Consider the following 21,774-nt stretch of genomic DNA (forward strand, 5'->3'; position numbering starts at 1 on the left):
TCCCCCTAATTAATCAGGCACGCGTGTCAAACAGACCGATTCGCCCTGGATTACCGTTCTTATCAGCAGGATGCTGATATGTGGCATCCTGTTCTGGTCGAGAAGCAAAGATGTCCATGGATAAGTCAATAAACATCAGCGATTGCTCGATCAACTTTTGATTCAGTTGATTGATTTCTTTTAATTCATGCAGTGTTCCCGCCAGCTTTTTCTGGACTTCAAGCAATCGCAGTTTGTCAGCCGGATCAAAAATCAGCTTCGAGATCTCAGTAATATTCAGGTTCAGCATAGATTTGATTCCACGCTCCTGTAGCAGTTCATGAACTGCACTCTGCCGTTCGATCTCTAATGGCTCCTGTTGTTTCATGAAACGAGATTCTTTGTTGAGGAGGGCAATGAGTTCATCTACATCATTTTTGACAATGACCTGTCTCTTGACCTCACTGAGTGCCAGCATCTCGCGGTGACTTTGTTCCATTTGCTGCAAAACTGCAATCAATCTGTCCAGTGCTGCCATTACGTGATCACCTATTCCTTATCAAAAGACTTAAAATACGGTAGCAACTTGTCAGCAAGCTTGCTGCTATCTACCTGATACGTTCCCGAACTCACCTGTTCTTTCAGTTCCTGTATCCGTTGTATGCGTCCTGCGTCCTGTGTACGACTTTGTTCCTCAAGCATCTTCATCGCCTCCGGAGAAATGGATACCTCGTCCTTACGGCGGCTCTTCTTGGCATCAGCCTGCTGATTGGATTCAACGTTCCTTTGATATGAATTGATTGCTCCAATTCTACTCGGTTCATTGATTTTCATTCAAAATACACTTCCTTCCATGATTAGGAGTTTACGTTGATATACGTTTTTCTTACTTTAATCTTTATGTTGTCAAAATGATTAGGATAATAAAAAAAACCGATAATCTTTAATAAGTTTATCGGTACGTTTCAAAACATTTGTTATAGCAAAACATGTATTTGAGCCCTCGCTCCTATTAATCGCGTAGTTTGTCGACAGCATTGTAGGTTCGTCCGCCTACATTGTTGTTATCCTTCTGACCTACTTCACGAGCTGCTCCTGCCAAGTCTTTCGTTAAACGATTGCGGCAAGAGTCACACATATGACCTTCACGAATCAACGTTCCGCATACTTCACAAGGATACATCATATTTGGGGCGTTCTCGATGGAAATTCGTCCCTCACGGATGAACTTGGTAATATTTCTAATTGAAACCTCTGTTGCATCAGATAGTTCCTGTATGTTGGTGCCCTTGTTTTCGCGCAAATAATCTACACAGATCTGATATTCCTGCTCTATTTCCTTGATACAATTCGAGCATACATCTCTAAAATTCAACGCATATAATTTACCACAGCGAGGACAATTACCTAGATTCATCGCTAAAACGCCCCTCTCAAACTTCCATTTCCGAATAGATAATAACTATACATTACCTTATTTTCTCTGATGAAGCCATAGTCTATTTACAGAACAAAAGATGGGAACAGGATGCACATATACGCAAGCCTGTTCCCCATTATACAACACTAATTCAATGTTCTAATACTTAGTACAGAAGACCATGCACTTGTGTTCTGGTCGTTGAATGCCCGAATGCGATATTTATGCGAACTGGACGGTAATAGGTCAGAATGAATAAACGTTGCATCACTGACAGTCGCCACAATTTGCCCATCTGCTTCAATTTCGTAAGATGAAGCTCCCCCAACCGCGTCCCAAGTCAGAATAACGTTTGTTCTGTCTGAAGTTCCCTTCAGCACAGGTGTAGTTAATTGAGTCACTCCCGTTATAATCTCACTCCAAGCTCCTGCACCAGAAGCATTTTTTGCACGAATTCGGAAGGTATGTTCCGTATTTGGTGCAAGTCCGCTCTTCGTATAAGCAACTCCACTCACGGCAACCACCGTACCATCAATCTCCAGATCATACCCTGTAGCTCCAGATACAGCAGTCCATCTCAGCGCGATAGCCGCTGTGGTTGCTGAGTTAATACTCAAACCTGAGACACTGGCAGGTAACGTATTTTGGGACAATATTGCTGTCCATGCACTCACATTAGTGTCGGTCAGGGCACGAATACGGTATTTATGCGCCGTCCCACCAAGCAATCCATTGTGGACAAACAAGAGATCACTCACCGTAGCAACCACTATGCCATCTGCTTCAATCTCATATTTTGTTGCACCATCAACTTCATTCCATGTCAGCGTAAATGCAGTTTCTTCAGGTACAGCTTTCAGCGTTGTTGGTACATTTAATTGGGTCGAGGCGGTTACAATCTCACTCCAGTTACCGATGCCCGCAGCATTTTTGGCACGAATGCGGAAGGTGTGATCTGTATTGGCTAGAAGACCACTTTTCGTATAAGCAGACCCACTCACAGAAATTACAGCACCATCAATGTCCAAATCATAAGCGGTAGCGCCTGTAACAGGGCTCCATTTCAATGAAATAGCAACAGGTGTAGCGGTATTTAACATGAAACCGTTAACGGAAGCAGGGATGGTACTTTGCGTCAGCACTGCTGTCCATGCACTTGTGTTGGTATCCGTCATCGCACGAATGCGATATTTATGAGCCGTTCCTGGTAATAATGATGTATGGGTGAAGCTAGGCTCTTCTACTGTTGCCACTACTGCTCCATCCGCCTCAATTTCATATTTCGTTGCATCTACTACATCAGCCCATGTCAGGTTAATTGCAGTTTCTTCCGATGTTACTTTTAGTACCGGTGTATTTAGAAGTGTCGTTCCATCGATGAGTTCGCTCCAGGCCCCTACACCAGCAGCATTCTTCGAACGAATACGGAAAGTATGGTCTGTGTTCGCTGCAAGACCGCTCTTCGTATAAGCTACTCCCGTTACTGGGACAACCGTTCCGTCAATCTCCAGATCATATCCCGTCGCTCCAGTCACTGCTGTCCATTTCAATGCAATAGCTACGTTTGTAGTTGAACTAACAGTTAATCCTGTCACTGAAGCAGGTATCGTGCTCTGTGTCAGGGTTGCTGTCCATGCACTGTTGTTAGTATCCGTCAAGGCACGAATACGATATTTATGGGCTGTTCCTGGTAACAATGATGTGTGACTGTACCTAGGCTCCTCTACAGTTGCAACCACTGCTCCGTCTGCCTCAATCTCATACTTCGTTGCGTCTGCTACCTCAGCCCACGTCAGATTGACAGCAGTTTCTTCCGATGTTGCTTTTAGTACTGGTGTATTCAGCAGTGTCGTTCCACTGATCAGATCACTCCAAGCACCTACACCGGCGGCATTTTTCGAGCGAATACGGAAGGTGTGATCTGTGTTTGTTGCAAGACCACTCTTCGTATACGCTACTCCCGTTACTGGGACAACGGTACCGTCGATTTCTAGATCATATCCCGTGGCTCCAGTTACTGCTGTCCACTTCAAAGCAATAGCCACGTTCGTTATTGAACTAATGGTCAATCCTGTCACCGAAGCAGGAATCGTGCTTTGCGTCAGAGTTGCTGTCCATGCACTTGTATTGGTATCCGTCAACGCACGAATGCGATACTTATGCGCCGTTCCTGGAAGCAGTGTTGTATGGGTAAAGCTAGGTTCCCCAACTGTCGTGACTACTGCTCCATCGGCTTCAATCTCATACTTCGTTGCATCAGCAATGGCTGCCCATGTCAAATTGATTGCAGTTTCTTCTGATGTTGCTTTTAACACCGGTGTATTTAGAAGTGTTGTTCCACTGATCAACTCACTCCATGCCCCTACACCGGCGGCATTCTTCGAACGGATTCGGAAGGTATGATCTGTATTGGCTACAAGACCACTCTTCGTATAGGCCACTCCCGTCACTGGGAAAACCGTTCCATCGATCTCTAGATCATATCCCGTTGCACCTGTAACTGCTGTCCATTTCAGAGCAATGGCTACGTTCGTAGACGAGCTAACCGTTAAGCCTGTAACAGATGCAGGTATAGTACTCTGCGTCAGAATTGCTGTCCATGGACTTGTATTGGTATCCGTCAACGCACGAATGCGATACTTATGGGCAGTTCCTGGCAGCAGTGCTGCATGGCTATAGTTAGACTCTTCTACTGTTGCCACTACTGCTCCGTCCGCCTCAATTTCGTATGTAGTCGCATCTGCTACATCAGCCCAAGTCAGATTGATATTCGTTTCTTCTGATGCCGCCTTTAATACAGGTGTATTCAACAGTGTCGTTGTACTGAGCGGATCACTCCAATCACCCACACCTGCAGCATTTTTCGAACGAATACGGAAGGTATGTTCTGTATTGGCTGCAAGGCTACTCTTTGTGTAGGCTACGCCAGTAACAGCTACAATTGTACCGTCAATCTCCAAATCATATCCTGTCGCTCCGGTCACTGCTGTCCATTTCAGACCAACAGCTGCATTAGTGACAGTGTTTATAGTGAGATTCGAAACAGGACCAGGGAGTGTACTTTGGGACAACATTGTAGTCCATGCACTTGTATTCGTATCATTCAAAGCTCGTACACGATATTTATGAAGTGTCCCTGGTGATAGATCAGTGTGCGTGTATGCCGGATCTACAACAATTCCTACATTAACTCCATCAGCTTCAACCTCATAAGAGGTAGCCCCCTCAATTGCAGGCCATGCCACAAACATATCTTCTTGCGAAGAAATCGCTTTAATAACAGGCGTACTTAGAAGTGTCGAAACAGTTAGCATGTCAGTCCACTTACCTACGCCGCCTGCATTTTTAGATCTCAATCGAAATGTGTGCTCGGTATTGGGCGTAAGAGCCGTCTTGCTGTATGTTGTACCAGAGACCGGAACAACGACCCCATCAACCTCCAGGTCATATCCACTAGAACCTTTAATTGCAGTCCAACTTAAAGAGATTTTATTGAATGTATTTTCTGTAATTTTCAAACCACTTGCTGAGTCAGGTACAACAAGTTGCGTAGCCGTTCTACTCCAGTTGCTCTCATTATCTGATGATACTGCTTTTAATGCATAGGTATGACTGGAATTGGCCTCCAAACCAACGTGTTCGTAATTCGTTACATTACCTAGGTCAATTGGGGCTTCACCATCAATTTGGAGTTGATATCCATAGGCATGATTAATTGCAGCCCACTCTACTATATTTTTCCCTTGCTCAGAGCTCGTGGAGATAACAGGTTCGTTAAGAAGTGTTTTGATATTATAGACACTACTCCATTCACTTTTCCCTATAGAATTTATAGCACGTATTTTGTAAGAGTAATTTTTGTTAGGAATGAGTACAGCATCATCCAAGCTCGTACCATAATAAGGCCCCATTAAAATACCATCACGCTCAATTTCATACTGTACAGCTTCCTGTGCATGATCCCAGCGAATATGAGTCGTGTTTTCACTTGAGTTACCCGTTATATTCGAAGGCACAGAGGGTACATTATTAATCGGTAACGGATTTACCTCCTGTTTGGTAAAAGAAGCGGGCTCAGCTTTACGTGTATAGTACGGATTAAGTTCAGAGTAAAAATCTACAACTTCTCCCGTATCTGCGTTTACAACCAAACTCAACTGTCTGACATCATAATCATATACATCAATTGGCGTTAGTTGACCTAGCACATTATAGTGTGTAATCGTCCACTCGCCAACTTGGTTATACGGTTGTCTGTACGTCATCTCAGTAGCAATCTCACGAACTTTGCTCAGATCGATAAGAAAAGCATTGTCGATCTGTCCGGCATATTTGGATGTATACGATCCGAAGCTTATGTTGGTAATATCACTTGTGAAACCCAGGATAGACTGCATTCTGGTGAACGAATAACCTGTTGATGAAATATTGTAGGATCTCGCCCAACTCAGTTTAACTGATTTTTGGTTCACCTGTAGTTGACCGTTGTTGTTGGTCATTACATATTGGTAATCATTACTTGATGAGACTATCCCGCTTCCTACTGCTGCATGTGCCCGGTTCCCCCCGTACACGCCAAACTGTCCGAATACCAGCATGAATACTAGTAGACGGACAGTCCATAAGTAAAATCCGTTTTTTCTTTTTCCTGCGACCACTTTTGTTCTCCCCTTCAAAAGATATGTTGTGCCACTCCCTATGCTGTCACCTGTGGTGAACGGCAAAACTATCTATTCTGCGCGAGAAAACCAATTCCTCTTTTTTACATGTAAAAAATTTCTTATTGCGCTTTCATTCATCATTTCTTCAAACAACTATACTTCAAACGGTATAAATGGAATGGAGACAATCACAATTATAACAATGATTATTAAAGGAACATATTTTCCTGTCTACTTGAAGGTAAAGCGTAGGTTGTGTATACAGGCAGACTTGAAGAATATTAAACAGTAGCTCAATATACTGATTTGCCGATTACGATCTCGCCAGTGTCAGCGTGTAAATCTCGACCGGAATCGCCATGTAGAAACCAGCATTTAGAATAACCCGCCCACAAGCGTCCAAGGTGCTGCCTGTTGTGTAGATATCATCGATTAGAAGTAACTGTATGGGTTTGGCATGTGACATGCCCATATGTGTTGGCAGATGAGATCTCCTGTTTAGCTCTTCAATTAACTTAATGCCATCTGGGTTGATGGAAAAAGCGTTTTTCATCGTTTCAATACGCTCACCGCGTGATTTGAAGCTTTGTTTGGTGGTGTTGATCTGGCGCTGCAACAGATCAACAATGGGTAGGCGGCAGGCGGTGGCAAGTCCAGCAGCCAACCGCTCCGCCTGATTGAAGCCACGCTCGGCCAGACGCTCGCTGCTCACCGGGACATAGGTGACCGCGTCAGGCCGCCATTGCGGCTTCTTTTGTTGAGCAAGTGTGGCGGAATAAGCCACGGGGGCTGGGGGTTCTTTTGCCAAAGCAGAATTCTGCTCCTCTCTCATCGCTTGAAAGGATTGAATCAACAGCGCGGTTAAGAGCGGCGCGTATCTTTCATGGCCTCGAAATTTGTACATTCCAATCCATTCTCTCATAAGAGTGTTGTATTGTACGGCGCTGCGGTTGGCGATAAAAGAACGGTTTTGCATATGTGGACGAGCACAGTCCGGGCATCCGACACCCCGACCACAACGCAGGCAACGGATGGAACGGATCCATGGAATCTGCTTCACACAACGTGGGCATATGCCTGGATAGGTAGAAGACAGAATCGCTCGAGTCCCACATGTCAGACAAGTCGCTCCCGGCGGGGCGAGCAGATGATGAAGACGCTGGGTCAGGTACTGCGCGTGATCGGTTATGTTGCTGAGCCAGTTGAACATAGGGGGCATACCTCCAGTCTCGGGAATGTATTGTGATATGTGGATACGAACTGGGCAGATGACAATTATGTCTGGGATGGTGGATGCAGGTAACCTTTGCGACGAGCGATGGTGTTCATTTTCCGAATCTGGGCAACGGCCTTCACCTGTGAGCGCGTCCGACGAGACGATGCAAAAACCACTCTACCTGCCGGGTCATCCATGGAACGCCCAGCTCTGCCTGCCATCTGAACCAGTGAAGCTTCATCAAAGAGACCATTGTCTGCGTCCAATATAAAGACATCGCTACGCGGAATGGTTACGCCACGCTCCAGAATCGTTGTCGTTACGAGCAAACGAATTGTGCGCTCACGAAAGGCTATAACTTTGCTAGCACGATCAGGGTCCTGAGATGAGGTTCCTTCGATATGGATTCCGGGAAAAGTACGACGCATCAGGTTCACAAACGTCTCAATCTGGGCAATGCGTGTTACAAAGACAAATACCTGAGCGTCGCGCTCCAATGAAATTTGGATGTTAGTCTTCAAGGCAGAAGGAAGATTTCGTTTCTTAATACATTCAGCAACGGTAACCATCTTGATCAATCTTGGCACGGGCAAAGGATGACGGTGGAAACGTACTGGAACTTTGGCATGAGTTAGTTTCCCCTGTGCTGCTTCCCTCTGGAGCCGAGCTGGCGGTGTAGCAGATAGATAGACAAATCTCCCGTCCGGCTTACAGGAGGATGCTGCCGCGTGAGCGAGCATGGGATCGTTGTGATAAGGGAAAGCATCCAGTTCGTCAATGATGACGAGATCAAACCCCTGATAAAAACGCATCAGTTGATGTGTGGTCGCAAGCGTGAGCTGAGCGTCTTTCCAACGTTCATCACTACCTCCGTAGAGAGTAGCGAGCGAGGTGTCCGGAAAAGCTTTCGCCAGACGCGGAGCTAGTTCCAGCACCACATCCCTGCGCGGCGTAGCGACCAAAGCTCGTCCGCCACGATCCAATGTATGTTGGAGTAGAGGGAAAATCATCTCGGTCTTGCCGGCCCCGGTCACGGCCCACAGCAAGAACCGCCCCGGCCCTTCCCCTGCGGGTGGCCGGGCCAAAAACGCAAGCGCCGTGGCTGCTGCCGCGCTCTGCGCTGCGCTAAGCCCCCACCGGGCGAGCCCGCCGCCGGTGGGGGCCAAGGCCGTGCCACGCGATGCTTCGCCGCGTCGTGGCACGGCCCCTTGCGCTGCACTGCGTAGCAGCAGCGCACAAGCACGGCTGCGCCCTAGCGCGAGGCAAGCCTCGCAGTAGGCGCACGCCGCCAGGCCGCAGGCAGCGCAGGGCACGCGCTGCCTGGCTTCGCTGCCACAGCGGTGGCAGCGGGACGCGCTCCGCGCGCGTCCAAGCCACGCGTGCCGACGGCGCGTGGCAGGCCCTTCGAGGGCGGCTGTGATACTCAGCCGCCCGTGCAAGCGCGCGAGCTGCGCAGCCGCGCGCCAATCCTTTGGCGGCTGGGCGGTATCCGCCAGCAACGCCTCCGCCTCGGCCGCCAGTAATTGGCGGCCGCTGATCCGCTCAGCCAGCAGGGCCGCGTCCCGCTCCAGCTGAGCCCACTGCCCGGCGGGATACGACTCTGGCATCCCGCCTACCAAAGCACCACGCACAGCGACACTCCCCGCTGTGCCCGCTATACCTTTTCTGGCCTCTGTTTCCCCCGAGGCCAGTTCATACACATCCAGCCTCCGTGCAAAATAGCTCTGCCATTCGTACTGCCCCCACCGATCCATACCTCGCTCCATCTCAAAATGTTCAACCAACCAGGATGCCTGGCTTAACGGCACCATCTTATCTAACAGCAACCAACGCAGCACATGTCGCCCACTTCCACCCTCCAGCCACCAAGCCACATCCACTCGAATGTCGATTGATAACATCATGCTCCACCCTTCCCCTACACGGCACACATACAAAGCAACCTTCATTTACTCTCCTCCCCCATCCTACTTTCTCCTAAACGCAAAAAAAGCACATGCCAACCCGGCTGTTCGCCGGAGCATGTGCTTCATGTCCATATTTCATCTTCTTATGATTAATCTACTTATCACTATACCAATTGAATCTCTACATCACAAGATTAGTCACACAACATGATACCATCATACAATTCTGCTAATAACCAGAATCTTTCTATAAAATTGCGAAACTTTTTCCAATCTGAATCGTCTATACTTTTAAATTAAGAGTTCTGACTTCGAAAAGTTTATTTCAGTGCTCATGAACTCACCTTAACCCAGACAATAACCATAGATTGCATAAAAACCCATTTTTAATTTAAAAGCAGACTTGGCTACAATTACAAAAAAAGACTACAGCTTCTGCTGTAATCTTTTCACTGTAGATCTGCGAAATGTTAATCCCATTTTCCGTTCACATATGATTTATTGCTCTGACTCACGCAAATCAATCAGGCGAAACGTGTGATCGGTCTGTGCTACCCGTTCAATATCAGCAGGGACAGCAGGCAGATAAGATGTCTCCATTCCTTGCCTTTGCATAAGCTTTTCAATAATCGTAATCGTTTCCGCTTCTGTACGATCAGCAACAACGGTTAATCTGAAGCTCTTACCACGGTATAATAATTCCCGGCAAAGTTCTCTTACAATGCCTTCGATCCGCCCTGCCTGATTGGAAGGGATGAGCAGGATCTGCTCGAAACCTTCAGATTCCGGACGGGAAAGATGGCGCTGGTGCATGGCATGAACGGCCATTGCCGCCAGGAAGTATATGAGCAGAATCATAGTCAGATGAGCAACCATGGCAACTGCACCTCCTCGGAAGGTCATGCTCACCCATGGCGAACATCCCTGTATACAACAAGTATATGCTGTACTTCCTGAAGGGTTACAATTGCATTTCCTATCACTCATATTCCACGCTGATCGACACCGGACGAAGAAAGACAGGCCAGGTCATTCATTCACGCCTAAGCTTGAACATATGTTCCGCACAACCTTGCACTTTGCTCATTTGCAGTGATAAAGTCCATTAACCCGCAGACCAATCCAACATTCTGGAAAGGGCGCGAGTGAACACCAATCTATACTTCGTCAAGGTTGAATCAACCAATGGACTGACTTACCGTAAGAATACTGCTTTACGAAAAACATAAGGTATTAGAGCGTAACCCAACCATATTTGATCGAATTGATAACAGCTTGTGTACGGTCATCCACTTCCATCTTCTGCAGAATACTGCTGACATGGTTTTTTACTGTTTTTTCACTGATGAACAGGAATTCACCAATCATTTTATTGCTCTTACCTTCTGCCATCAAGCGAAGTACTTCAGCCTCACGACGTGTGAGCGGGTTATTGTCGCCAGCGACAAATTTAACGCCTGCTTCCTTCGAAGCTCCTTCACTCATTGCCCCTGTTTCATTAAGATACGTCATACGACGCAGCTGCATGATCAGTTTGCCTGTTACTTTCGGATGAATGAACGCATGTCCTTCATGCACGGAACGAATCGCATTGATCAGAGACTCAGCCTCCATATCCTTCAGCAAGTATCCGTTAGCCCCTTTACGAAGCGTCTCAAATACATAACTTTCATCATCATGAATGGACAAGATAATTACTTTGACATCAGGGAACAGCTCACGCAATTTCTCCGTTGCCTCAACCCCGTTTTCAATCGGCATGTTGATATCCATCAATACGATATCAGGTTTATCCTGATTGCAGAATTCGAGCACTTGAATTCCATCGCCGCATTCGCCGATGACCTCAATGTCGTCCTCCATATTTAAAATGCGTTTCAGTCCCTCACGGAACAGCTGATGATCATCAGCCAAAAGAACTTTAATCGATGCTTTACCAGTATCACGGTTTTCCATCATCCTGCTACTCCTTTCCCTTATCCACGTTTGTCGGGATATGAATCACTATTTTGGTTCCTTGATTTTCTCCGGATTCAATCTCTATTCTTCCTTCTAACAGTTCAACCCGTTCTCTCATCCCAATCAGACCGAAGTGGGTATGATCCTTGCTTTTCTTCGCAAGAAGCTCCGGTTTGAACCCAAGCCCATTGTCCTGAACGACAATTTTGACGAGCTGAGCCTGGTATGTAATTTCCACTACAACATAAGTGGGATAAGCATGCTTTGCAGCATTCGACAGACCTTCCTGCACGAGGCGGTAGATCGCTGCCTCCATCGCGGAAGATAAACGGTGTTCCTTACCTCTTGTTTCAAAAAGCGACCGGATTTTCGTTTTTACCTCAAAATCCTGCACGTACTTCCGAAGCGTTGGAATCAGTCCCAGATCATCCAGTGCCATAGGACGCAGATTGAAAATAACTTTTCTCATTTCTTCAAGACTGGAACGAACCTGGCCTTTCAAATCTACTATTTCGGCCTGGACCATCTTAAAATCCTGCTTAATGAGCATTCTTTCTACAATTTCCGTCCTAAGCACTAGATTGGCGAGCATCTGCGCAGGCCCGTCATGAATCTCACGAGCAATACGTTTCCGCTCTTCTTCCTGGGCCAAAATTATTTTCAAACCAATCATTTGTCGATTTTTGGCTGATTCGATGATCCGGGTCACTTGACCCAGTTCACCTGACAGGTACTCGAGTACAACACCCATCTGCGAACCGATGGTCTCGGCACGCTCCACAGAAGCTTCCACATTTTTGGCACGCTTCTGCAGATCATCCCGACGAGCCTTCAGATACATTTCCTTCTCACGATAAATCATCAGATCCAGCTGCAGCTGTGTTGCTTTCTCGTACGCCTGCTTGATATCATGCTCGGAATAACGGACAAAGTCGCGGCTAACCTCAGTCAGCCGGATCCGGGAACGGCGGTAGTTCAGCTCCAATTGATCTACTTTCTCGATCGTTTCCGCCGTCTCCTTCAGTACCGACTTTAACTCCTCGTTGAGTGTTTTCAGCTCATCACGAGTTGCGTCCATAATTTCGAACATTTGATATTTGCTGTTTTCCATGACTTGTATGGCGTTTTTAATGACGCGGTCTATGGCATCGGCTTGTAAATCCACGTTTGTTCGACTCCATTTCTATCGTTTCCGGTATATATCATACCATATCACGATGAGATGGTAACGGTCTTCGTTTTCTGTTCCCATTTTACAGTCAGACCAAGTTGCTCGGAAACGAGTCTTAACGGGACTAAAGTCCTACCACCCGTTACGTATGGTGCAACAGTTGCGCTCTGTCTTTTACCATTCAGAATGAATTCTTTCTGCCCTACAACCAGATCAATCAGCTTGCCACCACGTAATACCGTGATCCGCTGATTTTTGCTATCCCAGCTTGCCTGACCTCCAAAAGCATCTAAAACATGTTTGATTGGCACATACGTCGTACCATTTTTCAGGACCGGTGCTGCGTCAATCGCTTTTTTCGTTCCATTCACCGTCATCGATTTCTGTCCAAGCACAAGCGAAGCTGTACCCGTAGGCAATCCAACTTCACTGGACTTGGAAGGCATCGTGAATGCGATGTTGTCAAAAGCAACCGTACCTGATTTCGCACGCTCATCCTGACCTTCTTCCACGTTCACCACATAGACCCGCTTCAGTTTCGCCGGATAGGCAATGTTCAGTCCGTTCAGGTCCACACTCAGCTTCTTCCACCCGTTCCAGTCAATCGCCTTGGCGAGATCGGCATATACCGTTTTGCCATTGGCATCCGTGAATTCGGCACGCAGCCAGTTCAGGCTCTTATCTCCCATAACATCCATGGACATTGATGTAGCTGCTGCAGATACCTCTTTACCTGTGGAACCGTTCAGTTGTGCATATGCATACATTTTGCCTGTTCCAGCAGTCATATCATAATCGAGTTGCAGCACATTGGAGCCAGCTTTTTCACCCGTTCCTGCAGTAACAGTTGCCGAACCAGTCACACCCGCTGCGTTTGTCGTGAAGTTGATCGGATAATTCACGTTGTCGAAATTCTCCCAGATCGTTTCGCTGGCAGAAGCCGAGAGGACTACGACTGTGCTGTAACCATCGTAACGACCAATCGCATATCCCACTTGTGCACCAGAATTGACGGAAGATACGGTTAATTGGTCAGCAGTAACTTTACCTTTGAATCCGATAAATTCCCATGTCAGCGAGTCCGCCGGAACCGTAACACTTTGTCCGCTCTTCGTTGTTGCCGTTACCGGAATGGACATCGTTGTGCCCGCTTTGAGGGAACCGAGACCTGATCCTGCTGTCAGGGAAGCCAATTCACTACCACCCAGTACCGATACTTTAATGGAGGATGAAGCTCCATTGCTCGTTGCCGTCAGGGTAGCTGTACCTGGTTTCACGCCTTTGATTGTGCCGTTGCTTACACTCACGATGCCGTTGTTGCTGGACTTCCAAGACATGCTGATATCGCCTGTTGCAATCGGGTTGTAGTAGGTGTCATATCCTTTGGCTGTGTACTTGCCCTCTTGTCCCACCAGCAACGTTTGGCTGCCACTTACAGCAAAGCCCTTCAGTGTACCTACAGGAGCCGTAGAGAACACACCTAGCGTGTTTACAACCTGACGTTGCTCGGTGCCATATTCTGTGTTAAACGTCAGACCGGCGGTTTGCTCACCTAACGGACGGGTTACCATTGTTGTGGAGCCGCCTCCGTCCAGGTTCATGCCTTTCCAGACACCCACACTGGTCATAAAGGATTGTAGTTCCGTCAGCGACATCCCGCTGCTGTTACTGTTTTTCTCTGCTGCAATGATGTAGACATACCGACCATCCTGCGAGTATCCTACTGCCGTTCTTGCACGAATGCCACCGATGCCGGAAGATGCGATATCACGGGAAAAGGAAGCTGCCTTGCCACCGTTCACCAAAATGGTGTGACCGCCAATCATCATCTCCAGATTACTTGGATCGACCGATTGCCCGGTTGTTTTAGCTTTCAGCTTGTAATCCGCATCCAAGGTTTGGCCAACAGATAGATGGCTCATGATCCATGTCGCCGCTGTTCCATGCGCACGCAAAATGTACCCATCCTGCGGCACCGTCATGTTTAACGCTTTTTTATCCGAGATTTGGGTAATTACTCCGTTCTGCACGAGAACCTCTGTCGGCGTTGTAGAAGGGTCATTTGGACGTTTGGTGGATGTCCATGCCGGTGTATAAATATACATCGAGTTGGCATGACTATATTTCACCGCACCCGACTCTACTGTATAATCCTCTTTATTTATCCCACGCAAAGCAAAGGTTGAACCATCCTGGGCCTTCACGGTTCCGTCAAAAGAATACTCGTCGATCATCGGCTTGCCATCCTTGGTCACCGTGAGGGCATACATGCCCGACAGTTCGGAAGGTGTGGAGACCAGTACGCCATCGGAGACCTGTCCACCAATCGGCGCGAGCTCCCCGGATACATTGAAGTAATCGCCATTCACAGCAGCTACTGCACCATTTTCCTTAGCCATGGCACCTGTGCTCTGTTTACTGTTCAGATTACCGCCCTTGCCTGTCATCACATCCAGCTTCACATACGGGTTCTGCAGATCCACCTGGATGACATCAGCCAGTACGTTGACCTTGGAACCAGAACGTGTTGTTGTATATCTGTATTTCATGAGCTTCGCACCCGAAGTCAGAATTTCTTCACTCAACTTGCTTGTATTCGTAGATGCCGCTGCGGCCACCGATTGCCACGAAGTGCCTGACCACATCTGCCCACCTGCGCTCATCACCGGTGCAATCCAGATCACACCCGCCAGCGTCACAATTGCCCATTTCTTCACCTTACTGCCCTTAACGTCTTCCAGCTGTTTCCCATGTTTCCCCAGCATGTCTGAAACGTCTCTCCCATCTTGTATATCAATCTTAGACATCACGAACACTGCCAAGTAGGCAGCAGATAGCGAGATCCCTAGTATACTCTTCTATTAATAGACTGCTTTTTGTGGAAAAAGTTACGTTTGTCCCCTATATTAGCATGCATAGATTTTGAAAATAGCACACTTTCATATCTCGGATGTAATATTCCATTCATTCATATGTAGGTCTATATAAAAAGAAACACATCAGCGTGAGTAGTTCGGCTGATGTGCTTCTAAGTTGGTATATATAAACTCAAGTATTGTAGAATACATTTCCGCAATACTTGAAGTCATTATTTTTATAGATAACCGATTTGATTCAACATCCGTTTTAACATTACTGCTGCCTGTTCTCTGGTCGCTCTGTCCAAAGGCTTGAATTCCTTATTTTCTGTCCCTTGAATAAGGCCTGTCTGTACTGCCTTGGCAACAAGATCCGGAGATTTAATCTTTTTATGATCCTTGAATTTGGCCAAGGTATTCGCGGCTGACAATTGAAGAGTTGGTGACTGCCCCGCGTAATTCATTGCTTTAACTAACATAATCGCCATTTGTTCACGGGTAATCAGATTGTTAGGTTGGAACTTCCCATTACCAACGCCCTGAATAATCCCCGCCTCGACTGCAGCACCGATATACCCGTTCGTTGTGCTGTTCTTGCCAAGATCACTAAATTGCGCAGCAGCCGCGTTTCCTTTCAGTCCGAGCCCTTTTGCAACAAGTTCAGCAAACTCAGCACGGGTGATCTTACTTTTTGTATTGTATTTAGCAAGATTATCCGCTGTAATAATCCATTTAGAAGCTAATTCCGTTACAGCATCACGTGCCCAATCCGGTACGCTCGGGAAGCTAACCAGATGTGTGATCGGCGCGACAACCTGGTTACCATTGAGCATTCCTCGTGCCACAATCCCTGTTGATGTCGTTCTGTACGCAGTAGGGATATACGATAATGACTGTGAATTGGGATCAATCGCTGTCAAACTTGTTAGTGTAGTAGACGTGTTGCCAGGAAGTTTGATTGAATACTGGCTTTTAATATTTTGCTCCACACTTTTCCCTGTATTTCCGTTGAAGAGTGTAATATAAGCTTCCGTTGCATCTCCCAGACTCTGAGCATTGGATCTGGACAACATGTAATCCATAGCACCTGAAGATAGTCTCGGGACAGTTTCCATCTGTACATATAATGTTGCCGTACCTGGAGCCGTTGTTATTCCTGCACTTTGTCCCATGGATACCAGTTTCAAATCAGCGAGGGGCACACTCCATATACTGTCTTTATATTTGACCCCAATCGTACCTGTGCGATACCTGGAAGCGATTTGGGATAGCTTATGGAATGGAATTCCAACGTATGCTGTCTCATTACTTGCTGGCACCTCGAACAATATAGGTTGGTTTAATTTATAACTTGCAGAAGCATATTCAAATGCTTGACCAAGCTTGGTCTCATCGATCGTATATTGCTGCGTTGTACGATTATTATGTGAAGGAGTAGTCTTGGCAGAAGCTACATCCGTACTCATGACCAGAAGTCCTTGACCAAATCCAGAATCAGCGGCACTCCACTCGGTCAGCCACGCTGGACGCCCTACTGCTGTAGTATCTGTGGGATTAGTAATTGTGCTCTCCTGAAGTGTTAACGGACCGAAAGCCCCTACCTCAGAATTCAGCGCATCTCTAAGCGACACTGTTCCAGGTGTGTAAGTAACCGTACCCGTCTGTCCAGCCGGTACCGTTTCGGAAAGTTTCAAGGTAACCACTGATCCTGTTACAGAGGCAGAATTCACCGGAATGGTCTTACTACCAATCAGTACTTTGAATTGAGCAGGTGTTAATAACGGCTCTGTTTTTAACGCGTTTCGGAAATTAATCCGTATTGTGTCCCCTTGTAAAACACCTGACAAGATCGTTCCGTTCCCATAAGTATGCGTCACAGGCACAAGATCCAGCAGAGCTGCTTGATTACCAGCTAAGTCTGTCAGACGATAAGCCCCTGGAACATAAGAAAGGGTTACGATCTGTGTACTTGTTACAGGTGAGGCAAGCTTCAGTGTCACAAGATCGTCCTCGATGTCTACATTGTTAACAAATACGGCTTTTCCATCTACCAATACGGAATACTGATTGTTCAAAGGTTTGTTCAATCGACTTAATGGCTCATTATAATACACCCACAACTTATCACCATTAATCTCAGCTTTCTGGAATTCAGGCGGCTTCGTATCATTGTTATTGCGCACATAAAACCCACTGAAGCCAGCAAGCGCCTGACCACGGCTATCTTTAACAGGCTGTTCACCCGGCTGATAGGATACACGGACAACTTCACCATTAGATATTGAACGACTGAGATTCAATGTAACAAGTGAACTGGTATTGGTTGACATACTGCTGACACCCACAACTGATCCATCTGCAGTAACACTGAATTGTTTATATGCATCACTGGAGTTAATATACACGGTCTCAGGATAATAGAGATTAATTGTATTCGTATACGCTATACCTTCACGTGGCTTGGACATGATTGAATCCAGACCATTCTCCACGTCTCTGGCAGAGAATGCTGGCGCTGCATTAAGTGATAGATCCTGAATCTTGCGTATCCCAGTTGCAGGTGTATAAGCGATTCTCACCACCTGCCCTACCGCTACTCCCGTATCAAGTACAACATACACACTATCACCTGACACGTAGGATGAGCTTACATTCCGATTTTCACCATTAACCGTAACTGCAAAACTTGATGATAACGGATCAAGGGTTGAAAGCAACTCATCATACGTTAATCGGATGATCGTATTACTGTACATTTTTACTGTCTTAAGTACAGGGGCGGTTGTATCAACAGACAACGTTCTGAAGGTCCATGCTGTAGCTCCATTCAATCCAGTGAACAAATTTCCGGATTTATCTCGAAATACATTAGCAGGAATATCAATCGTATACGTTGTGTTACTCGTCAAACTTGTTTGTGGAATGATGCGTAACTGACGGTTATTTGAACTGTTTATAATTGTTGTAGCATTAACCGTTCCACCATTCATATTGTTAAGGACGGCTTGGGCCGTGTAATTGGTATCTAGCTCTTTGGTAAAAGTTAAGGTGATCTCAGGTGTAAGACCTATACCTGTTGCTCCGTTTGTAGGAGTCAGGGAGGCTACTGTTATCGCATTTGGGTCGGATAGCACACTGAATCCCCAGTCGATTCGTTGTATTGCGGACGTGTCGTTCCCATTTGCATCACGTAAGAAACCTGCTGGTACAGCTATGTATATCGTGCTGTTATTTGGCCAATTTCTAGCCGGATCAATCGTAACCGTTGTTTGGGATGTGTTAAAACTGATCTGTGTTGAATTCGCATCAATCTCCTCATATAAGGTACTTCCCTGATAGATCTGCAGTTTGCCAGTACCTCTGGACATTGCTTGATCGTAGGTAAGCACGATATTAGCAGACGGTGATACACCTATAGCAGCTGTTTGCGGTGACCGGTTTAACAGTCTGGCTGGATTAGCTGCAGCAACATGGAATACCCATTCCCTATTTAATCCTGCAAAGGTTTGATTATTCTCATAGACAAAAGATTGACTGCCAATAGAAACATAGAAGCTACCGCCTGGCAAAGGTGAAGCTGGTCTGATTTCTACCAATTTCCCTAGGCTCGCATCAGCATCGATATCATCTGGTCTGACGGTTACCGCTGGACTATTCACGTCAATCTCTCTAACGATAGAGCCATCGGAGATCCGACGGATGGTGATTTTATCTCTAGTACCATCAAACTTCTTTACTGGGTTATCGAATTCAATCTTGAGTGGCACAGAACCGTCCACCTGAGTAGCATTTAACAAAGGAAGCGTCGCAATAATTCCTTTCCCAGCCAATTCGTCTGCTGCATATGCAGACTCCATACCTACCCATCCGGTCAACCAGCCTTGTGCAACTAACATCACAACCATAAGACTAAGCAAACCCTTACGGGCCATTTTTTTCACAAACACCCAACCTTCCCCCTTATCTCAATATCCTAGTTGTCTGATATACAGACCTCTATATTTATGTCGGTCAGAGGGAGATTTTCAATTAACAAAATGGAAATGTATGGTTCTTAATTTTGTAAAAAGATGCAAAAAGCCCCTGATTCCATAGCGGAATCAAGGGCTTCATTGGATGACCATATAGCGTTAGCTAACTTACAGACCTGCTTGAGTTTTCAAAAGGTCTACTTTGTCCACTTGCTCCCAAGGTACATCCAGGTCTGTACGGCCGAAGTGACCGTAAGCAGCAGTTTGTTTGTAGATTGGGCGACGCAGATCCAGCATACGAATGATGCCAGCCGGACGAAGATCAAAGTTGTTGCGTACAAGCTCAACCAATTTCTCGTCGCTGACTTTGCCAGTTCCGTATGTATCCACGTTGATTGATACCGGGTTGGCTACACCAATCGCGTAAGCGAGCTGGATTTCCACTTTGTCTGCAAGTCCTGCAGCTACAAGGTTTTTCGCTACGTAACGAGCCGCATATGCTGCGGAGCGGTCTACTTTTGTTGGATCTTTACCAGAGAACGCACCACCGCCGTGACGTGCATAACCGCCGTAGGTATCTACGATGATTTTGCGTCCAGTAAGGCCTGCATCTCCCTGAGGTCCGCCAATAACGAAACGTCCTGTTGGGTTGATGAAATATTTAGTCTGCTCATCCAGCAATTCAGCTGGTACCACAGGCAAGATGACATGTTCTTTGATGTCTTTTTGGATCTGCGCAAGTGTAGTCTCTTCAGCGTGCTGAGTAGACACCACGATTGTATCCACACGTACCGGCTTGTCACCGTCGTATTCAATCGTTACTTGCGTTTTACCATCCGGACGAAGATATTCCAATGTACCGTTCTTACGCACTTCCGCCAGACGGCGTGCGATACGGTGGGACAGAGCGATTGGCAAAGGCATGAGTTCTGGTGTCTCGTTCGTTGCAAAACCGAACATCAGACCTTGGTCACCTGCACCAATGTTTTCTGTTTCACGAGCGACTTGTTCCGGGTCACGATTCTCAAGCGCTGCGTTCACGCCTTGGGCAATATCAGCGGACTGCTCATTCAGAGAAGTCAGAACTGCACAAGTGTTATAATCAAAACCGAACTTGGCACGTGTGTAGCCAATATCCTTAATTGTATTACGAACGATGGACGGAATGTCCACGTATTCAGAAGCTGAACTGATTTCACCGATGACAAGCACTAAGCCTGTGGCTACGGAAACTTCGCAAGCTACACGAGCATTGGGGTCGTTTGCAAGAAACGCGTCCAATACGGCGTCTGAGATCTGATCGCAGATTTTATCCGGATGTCCTTCAGTTACAGACTCCGATGTAAATAGATGCCGGCCTTTAACAGACATGAAGTTTCAACCTCCCATAACTAGTAGTATGGCGATTGCCCGAACAAAACATGACAGCGATTCGTTCACTGTACCCTCGAAGCTTTCCAAAATGGAATAAGGACGCGGAGTCCGCAGTACCGAAGATAAGGATTTTTCAGGTAATTGCCTCAAACGAAAATCAACCTTTCCCTAGTGGAAAAGGTTGCATACCTCAAGTGCCATCTTAACGTATTTGTCAAGACGTGTCAAACGAAATGGGGTAAGGAAAATGCCCTATAAGTGCTGCTCTGCCTGACGAATTAGCCTTTTGGTGATCTCTCCACCAACCGATCCATTCTCGCGGGAAGTCAGATGTCCCCACCCTTTGTATTGCCCATAAGAGTGATCACTCACTTCACCCAGTTCAGATCCAAATTCTGTATCCGCACCAGCTAAACCTCTGCCACCATAACCTACATTGAGACCAAACTCTGCAGCAATCTCATACTTCATCTGATCCAGCATTTGACGACTTTCGGGTACCACTTTGCGATTGCTTCTAGCCATGGTTCCTGCACCTCCATTAATTGATTGTCAACAGTTATAGAGTGAGCAGGAACAAGGTTGGCTAGCCGTATTAATGTTTGTTAGAAATGGGTAATCTGAGCAAATGAAAAGTAAGACTAATGAATAATTCCTTTAACAGCTACAAATCCTATTTCAGAGTATATCCACCACGAACCATTACGGTTAGGCTATATTTGTTTCCTTCCAATACCGTGATCCCCCGTCCATCCCTTGGAAAAGAGAGCAGGTGATTGGTCGGCGCTGCCTGTCCATTCGTCAGGTCAATCCCGTCCGTCAGATCCGCTACACCATTCGTACCTTCACTGACGATCACAGCTTTGCCGCTACGTACAATGAACTCCGCTCCAGACTTGCCGATCAGCTGTTGACCCGGCTTCACGGTTACGATCTCAACGGCATCAGAAGCGCCTGAGACCAGTGGAGGAAGCGAAGTGTCTCCACCTGTGCTACCTGAGTTCCCGGTTCCCGTAGATCCGGAATTATTACCGGATGAATTGCCAGAACCCGTGCTAACGCCACCACCCAATGCTTTTTGAATCTGCTGGTCAACATAACTCTTCGTTACAACTGGATCGTCTGCTGTTCCTGGCTGGCTTGTCCCTGCACCGATCGCTGTATTACTGTATACCGACCCAACCCACACGCCAACACCAATCGCGAGCGCAGCAAGGGATACTTTCATATAAGGTTTCATGTGAATCATTTTCCTCCT

15 protein-coding genes are annotated in these 21,774 nt (G+C 46.7%); 1 reads left to right on the plus strand and 14 read right to left on the minus strand.

Annotated features, from left to right (window positions below; all coding sequences use genetic code 11):
- Nucleotides 1-13 precede the first annotated feature (13 nt).
- The 5 genes from V6669_RS27375 to V6669_RS27395 form a co-directional block, all read right to left on the minus strand.
- Nucleotides 14-517, minus strand: coding sequence for a flagellar protein FlgN (locus V6669_RS27375; protein WP_338588704.1), 504 nt, complete (start codon nt 515-517; stop codon nt 14-16).
- 11 nt (nt 518-528) lie between these two features.
- Nucleotides 529-813: a flagellar biosynthesis anti-sigma factor FlgM gene (gene flgM, locus V6669_RS27380; RefSeq protein WP_047840678.1), complete on the minus strand. Its 285-nt coding sequence runs from the start codon at nt 811-813 to the stop codon at nt 529-531.
- 178 nt (nt 814-991) lie between these two features.
- A complete protein-coding gene (locus V6669_RS27385; protein ID WP_338588705.1) occupies nt 992-1,396 on the minus strand; it encodes a TIGR03826 family flagellar region protein in 405 nt (134 codons plus the stop codon).
- 149 nt (nt 1,397-1,545) lie between these two features.
- Complete coding sequence (locus V6669_RS27390) at nt 1,546-6,057, minus strand: fibronectin type III domain-containing protein (protein ID WP_338588706.1); 4,512 nt, start codon at nt 6,055-6,057, stop codon at nt 1,546-1,548.
- 316 nt (nt 6,058-6,373) lie between these two features.
- The gene (locus tag V6669_RS27395; RefSeq protein ID WP_338588707.1) at nt 6,374-6,964 is read right to left on the minus strand and encodes a ComF family protein; all 591 of its coding nucleotides are present in this window, start codon (nt 6,962-6,964) and stop codon (nt 6,374-6,376) included.
- Here V6669_RS27395 and V6669_RS27400 point away from each other — a divergent pair.
- On the plus strand, nt 6,944-7,306 hold the full coding sequence (locus V6669_RS27400) for a hypothetical protein (RefSeq protein WP_338588708.1): 363 nt from the start codon (nt 6,944-6,946) through the stop codon (nt 7,304-7,306). The genes V6669_RS27395 and V6669_RS27400 overlap by 21 nt on opposite strands.
- A gap of 29 nt (nt 7,307-7,335) precedes the next feature.
- Here the strand turns inward: V6669_RS27400 and V6669_RS27405 are convergent, their stop codons facing one another.
- The 9 genes from V6669_RS27405 to V6669_RS27445 all read right to left on the minus strand — a co-directional run bounded on the left by V6669_RS27405 (nt 7,336) and on the right by V6669_RS27445 (nt 21,756).
- Complete coding sequence (locus V6669_RS27405; protein WP_338588709.1) at nt 7,336-9,225, minus strand: helicase-related protein; 1,890 nt, start codon at nt 9,223-9,225, stop codon at nt 7,336-7,338.
- Nucleotides 9,226-9,681: 456 nt separating this feature from the next.
- Nucleotides 9,682-10,059: a hypothetical protein gene (locus V6669_RS27410; protein ID WP_036612497.1), complete on the minus strand. Its 378-nt coding sequence runs from the start codon at nt 10,057-10,059 to the stop codon at nt 9,682-9,684.
- A gap of 357 nt (nt 10,060-10,416) precedes the next feature.
- Nucleotides 10,417-11,139, minus strand: coding sequence for a response regulator transcription factor (locus V6669_RS27415; protein WP_026081439.1), 723 nt, complete (start codon nt 11,137-11,139; stop codon nt 10,417-10,419).
- 7 nt (nt 11,140-11,146) lie between these two features.
- Nucleotides 11,147-12,307: a sensor histidine kinase gene (locus tag V6669_RS27420; RefSeq protein ID WP_074092506.1), complete on the minus strand. Its 1,161-nt coding sequence runs from the start codon at nt 12,305-12,307 to the stop codon at nt 11,147-11,149.
- Nucleotides 12,308-12,354: 47 nt separating this feature from the next.
- Entirely contained in the window at nt 12,355-15,078 is a 2,724-nt protein-coding gene (locus V6669_RS27425) for a stalk domain-containing protein (protein WP_338588710.1), read from the minus strand.
- A gap of 329 nt (nt 15,079-15,407) precedes the next feature.
- On the minus strand, nt 15,408-19,118 hold the full coding sequence (locus tag V6669_RS27430; protein WP_338588711.1) for a SwmB domain-containing protein: 3,711 nt from the start codon (nt 19,116-19,118) through the stop codon (nt 15,408-15,410).
- Between the two features lie 192 nt (nt 19,119-19,310).
- Nucleotides 19,311-20,513: a methionine adenosyltransferase gene (gene metK / locus V6669_RS27435; RefSeq protein WP_091036339.1), complete on the minus strand. Its 1,203-nt coding sequence runs from the start codon at nt 20,511-20,513 to the stop codon at nt 19,311-19,313.
- Between the two features lie 255 nt (nt 20,514-20,768).
- Entirely contained in the window at nt 20,769-21,041 is a 273-nt protein-coding gene (locus V6669_RS27440; RefSeq protein WP_017691962.1) for an alpha/beta-type small acid-soluble spore protein, read from the minus strand.
- Nucleotides 21,042-21,189: 148 nt separating this feature from the next.
- A complete protein-coding gene (locus V6669_RS27445; protein WP_091036335.1) occupies nt 21,190-21,756 on the minus strand; it encodes a hypothetical protein in 567 nt (188 codons plus the stop codon).
- Nucleotides 21,757-21,774: the final 18 nt, after the last annotated feature.

It is taken from the genome of Paenibacillus sp. Y5S-9 (assembly GCF_036894235.1).
Classification (GTDB): domain Bacteria; phylum Bacillota; class Bacilli; order Paenibacillales; family Paenibacillaceae; genus Paenibacillus.

Coding starts and splice junctions, on each gene's coding strand:
- V6669_RS27440 (WP_017691962.1), bottom strand. CDS start 21,041: ATGGCTAGAAGCAATCGCAAAGTGGTACCCGAAAGTCGTCAAATGCTG.
- V6669_RS27385 (WP_338588705.1), bottom strand. CDS start 1,396: ATGAATCTAGGTAATTGTCCTCGCTGTGGTAAATTATATGCGTTGAAT.
- V6669_RS27445 (WP_091036335.1), bottom strand. CDS start 21,756: ATGAAACCTTATATGAAAGTATCCCTTGCTGCGCTCGCGATTGGTGTT.
- V6669_RS27405 (WP_338588709.1), bottom strand. CDS start 9,225: ATGAAGGTTGCTTTGTATGTGTGCCGTGTAGGGGAAGGGTGGAGCATG.
- V6669_RS27410 (WP_036612497.1), bottom strand. CDS start 10,059: ATGGTTGCTCATCTGACTATGATTCTGCTCATATACTTCCTGGCGGCA.
- metK (WP_091036339.1), bottom strand. CDS start 20,513: ATGTCTGTTAAAGGCCGGCATCTATTTACATCGGAGTCTGTAACTGAA.
- V6669_RS27395 (WP_338588707.1), bottom strand. CDS start 6,964: ATGTACAAATTTCGAGGCCATGAAAGATACGCGCCGCTCTTAACCGCG.
- V6669_RS27375 (WP_338588704.1), bottom strand. CDS start 517: ATGGCAGCACTGGACAGATTGATTGCAGTTTTGCAGCAAATGGAACAA.
- V6669_RS27425 (WP_338588710.1), bottom strand. CDS start 15,078: ATGCTGGGGAAACATGGGAAACAGCTGGAAGACGTTAAGGGCAGTAAG.
- V6669_RS27400 (WP_338588708.1), top strand. CDS start 6,944: ATGGCCTCGAAATTTGTACATTCCAATCCATTCTCTCATAAGAGTGTT.
- V6669_RS27415 (WP_026081439.1), bottom strand. CDS start 11,139: ATGGAAAACCGTGATACTGGTAAAGCATCGATTAAAGTTCTTTTGGCT.
- flgM (WP_047840678.1), bottom strand. CDS start 813: ATGAAAATCAATGAACCGAGTAGAATTGGAGCAATCAATTCATATCAA.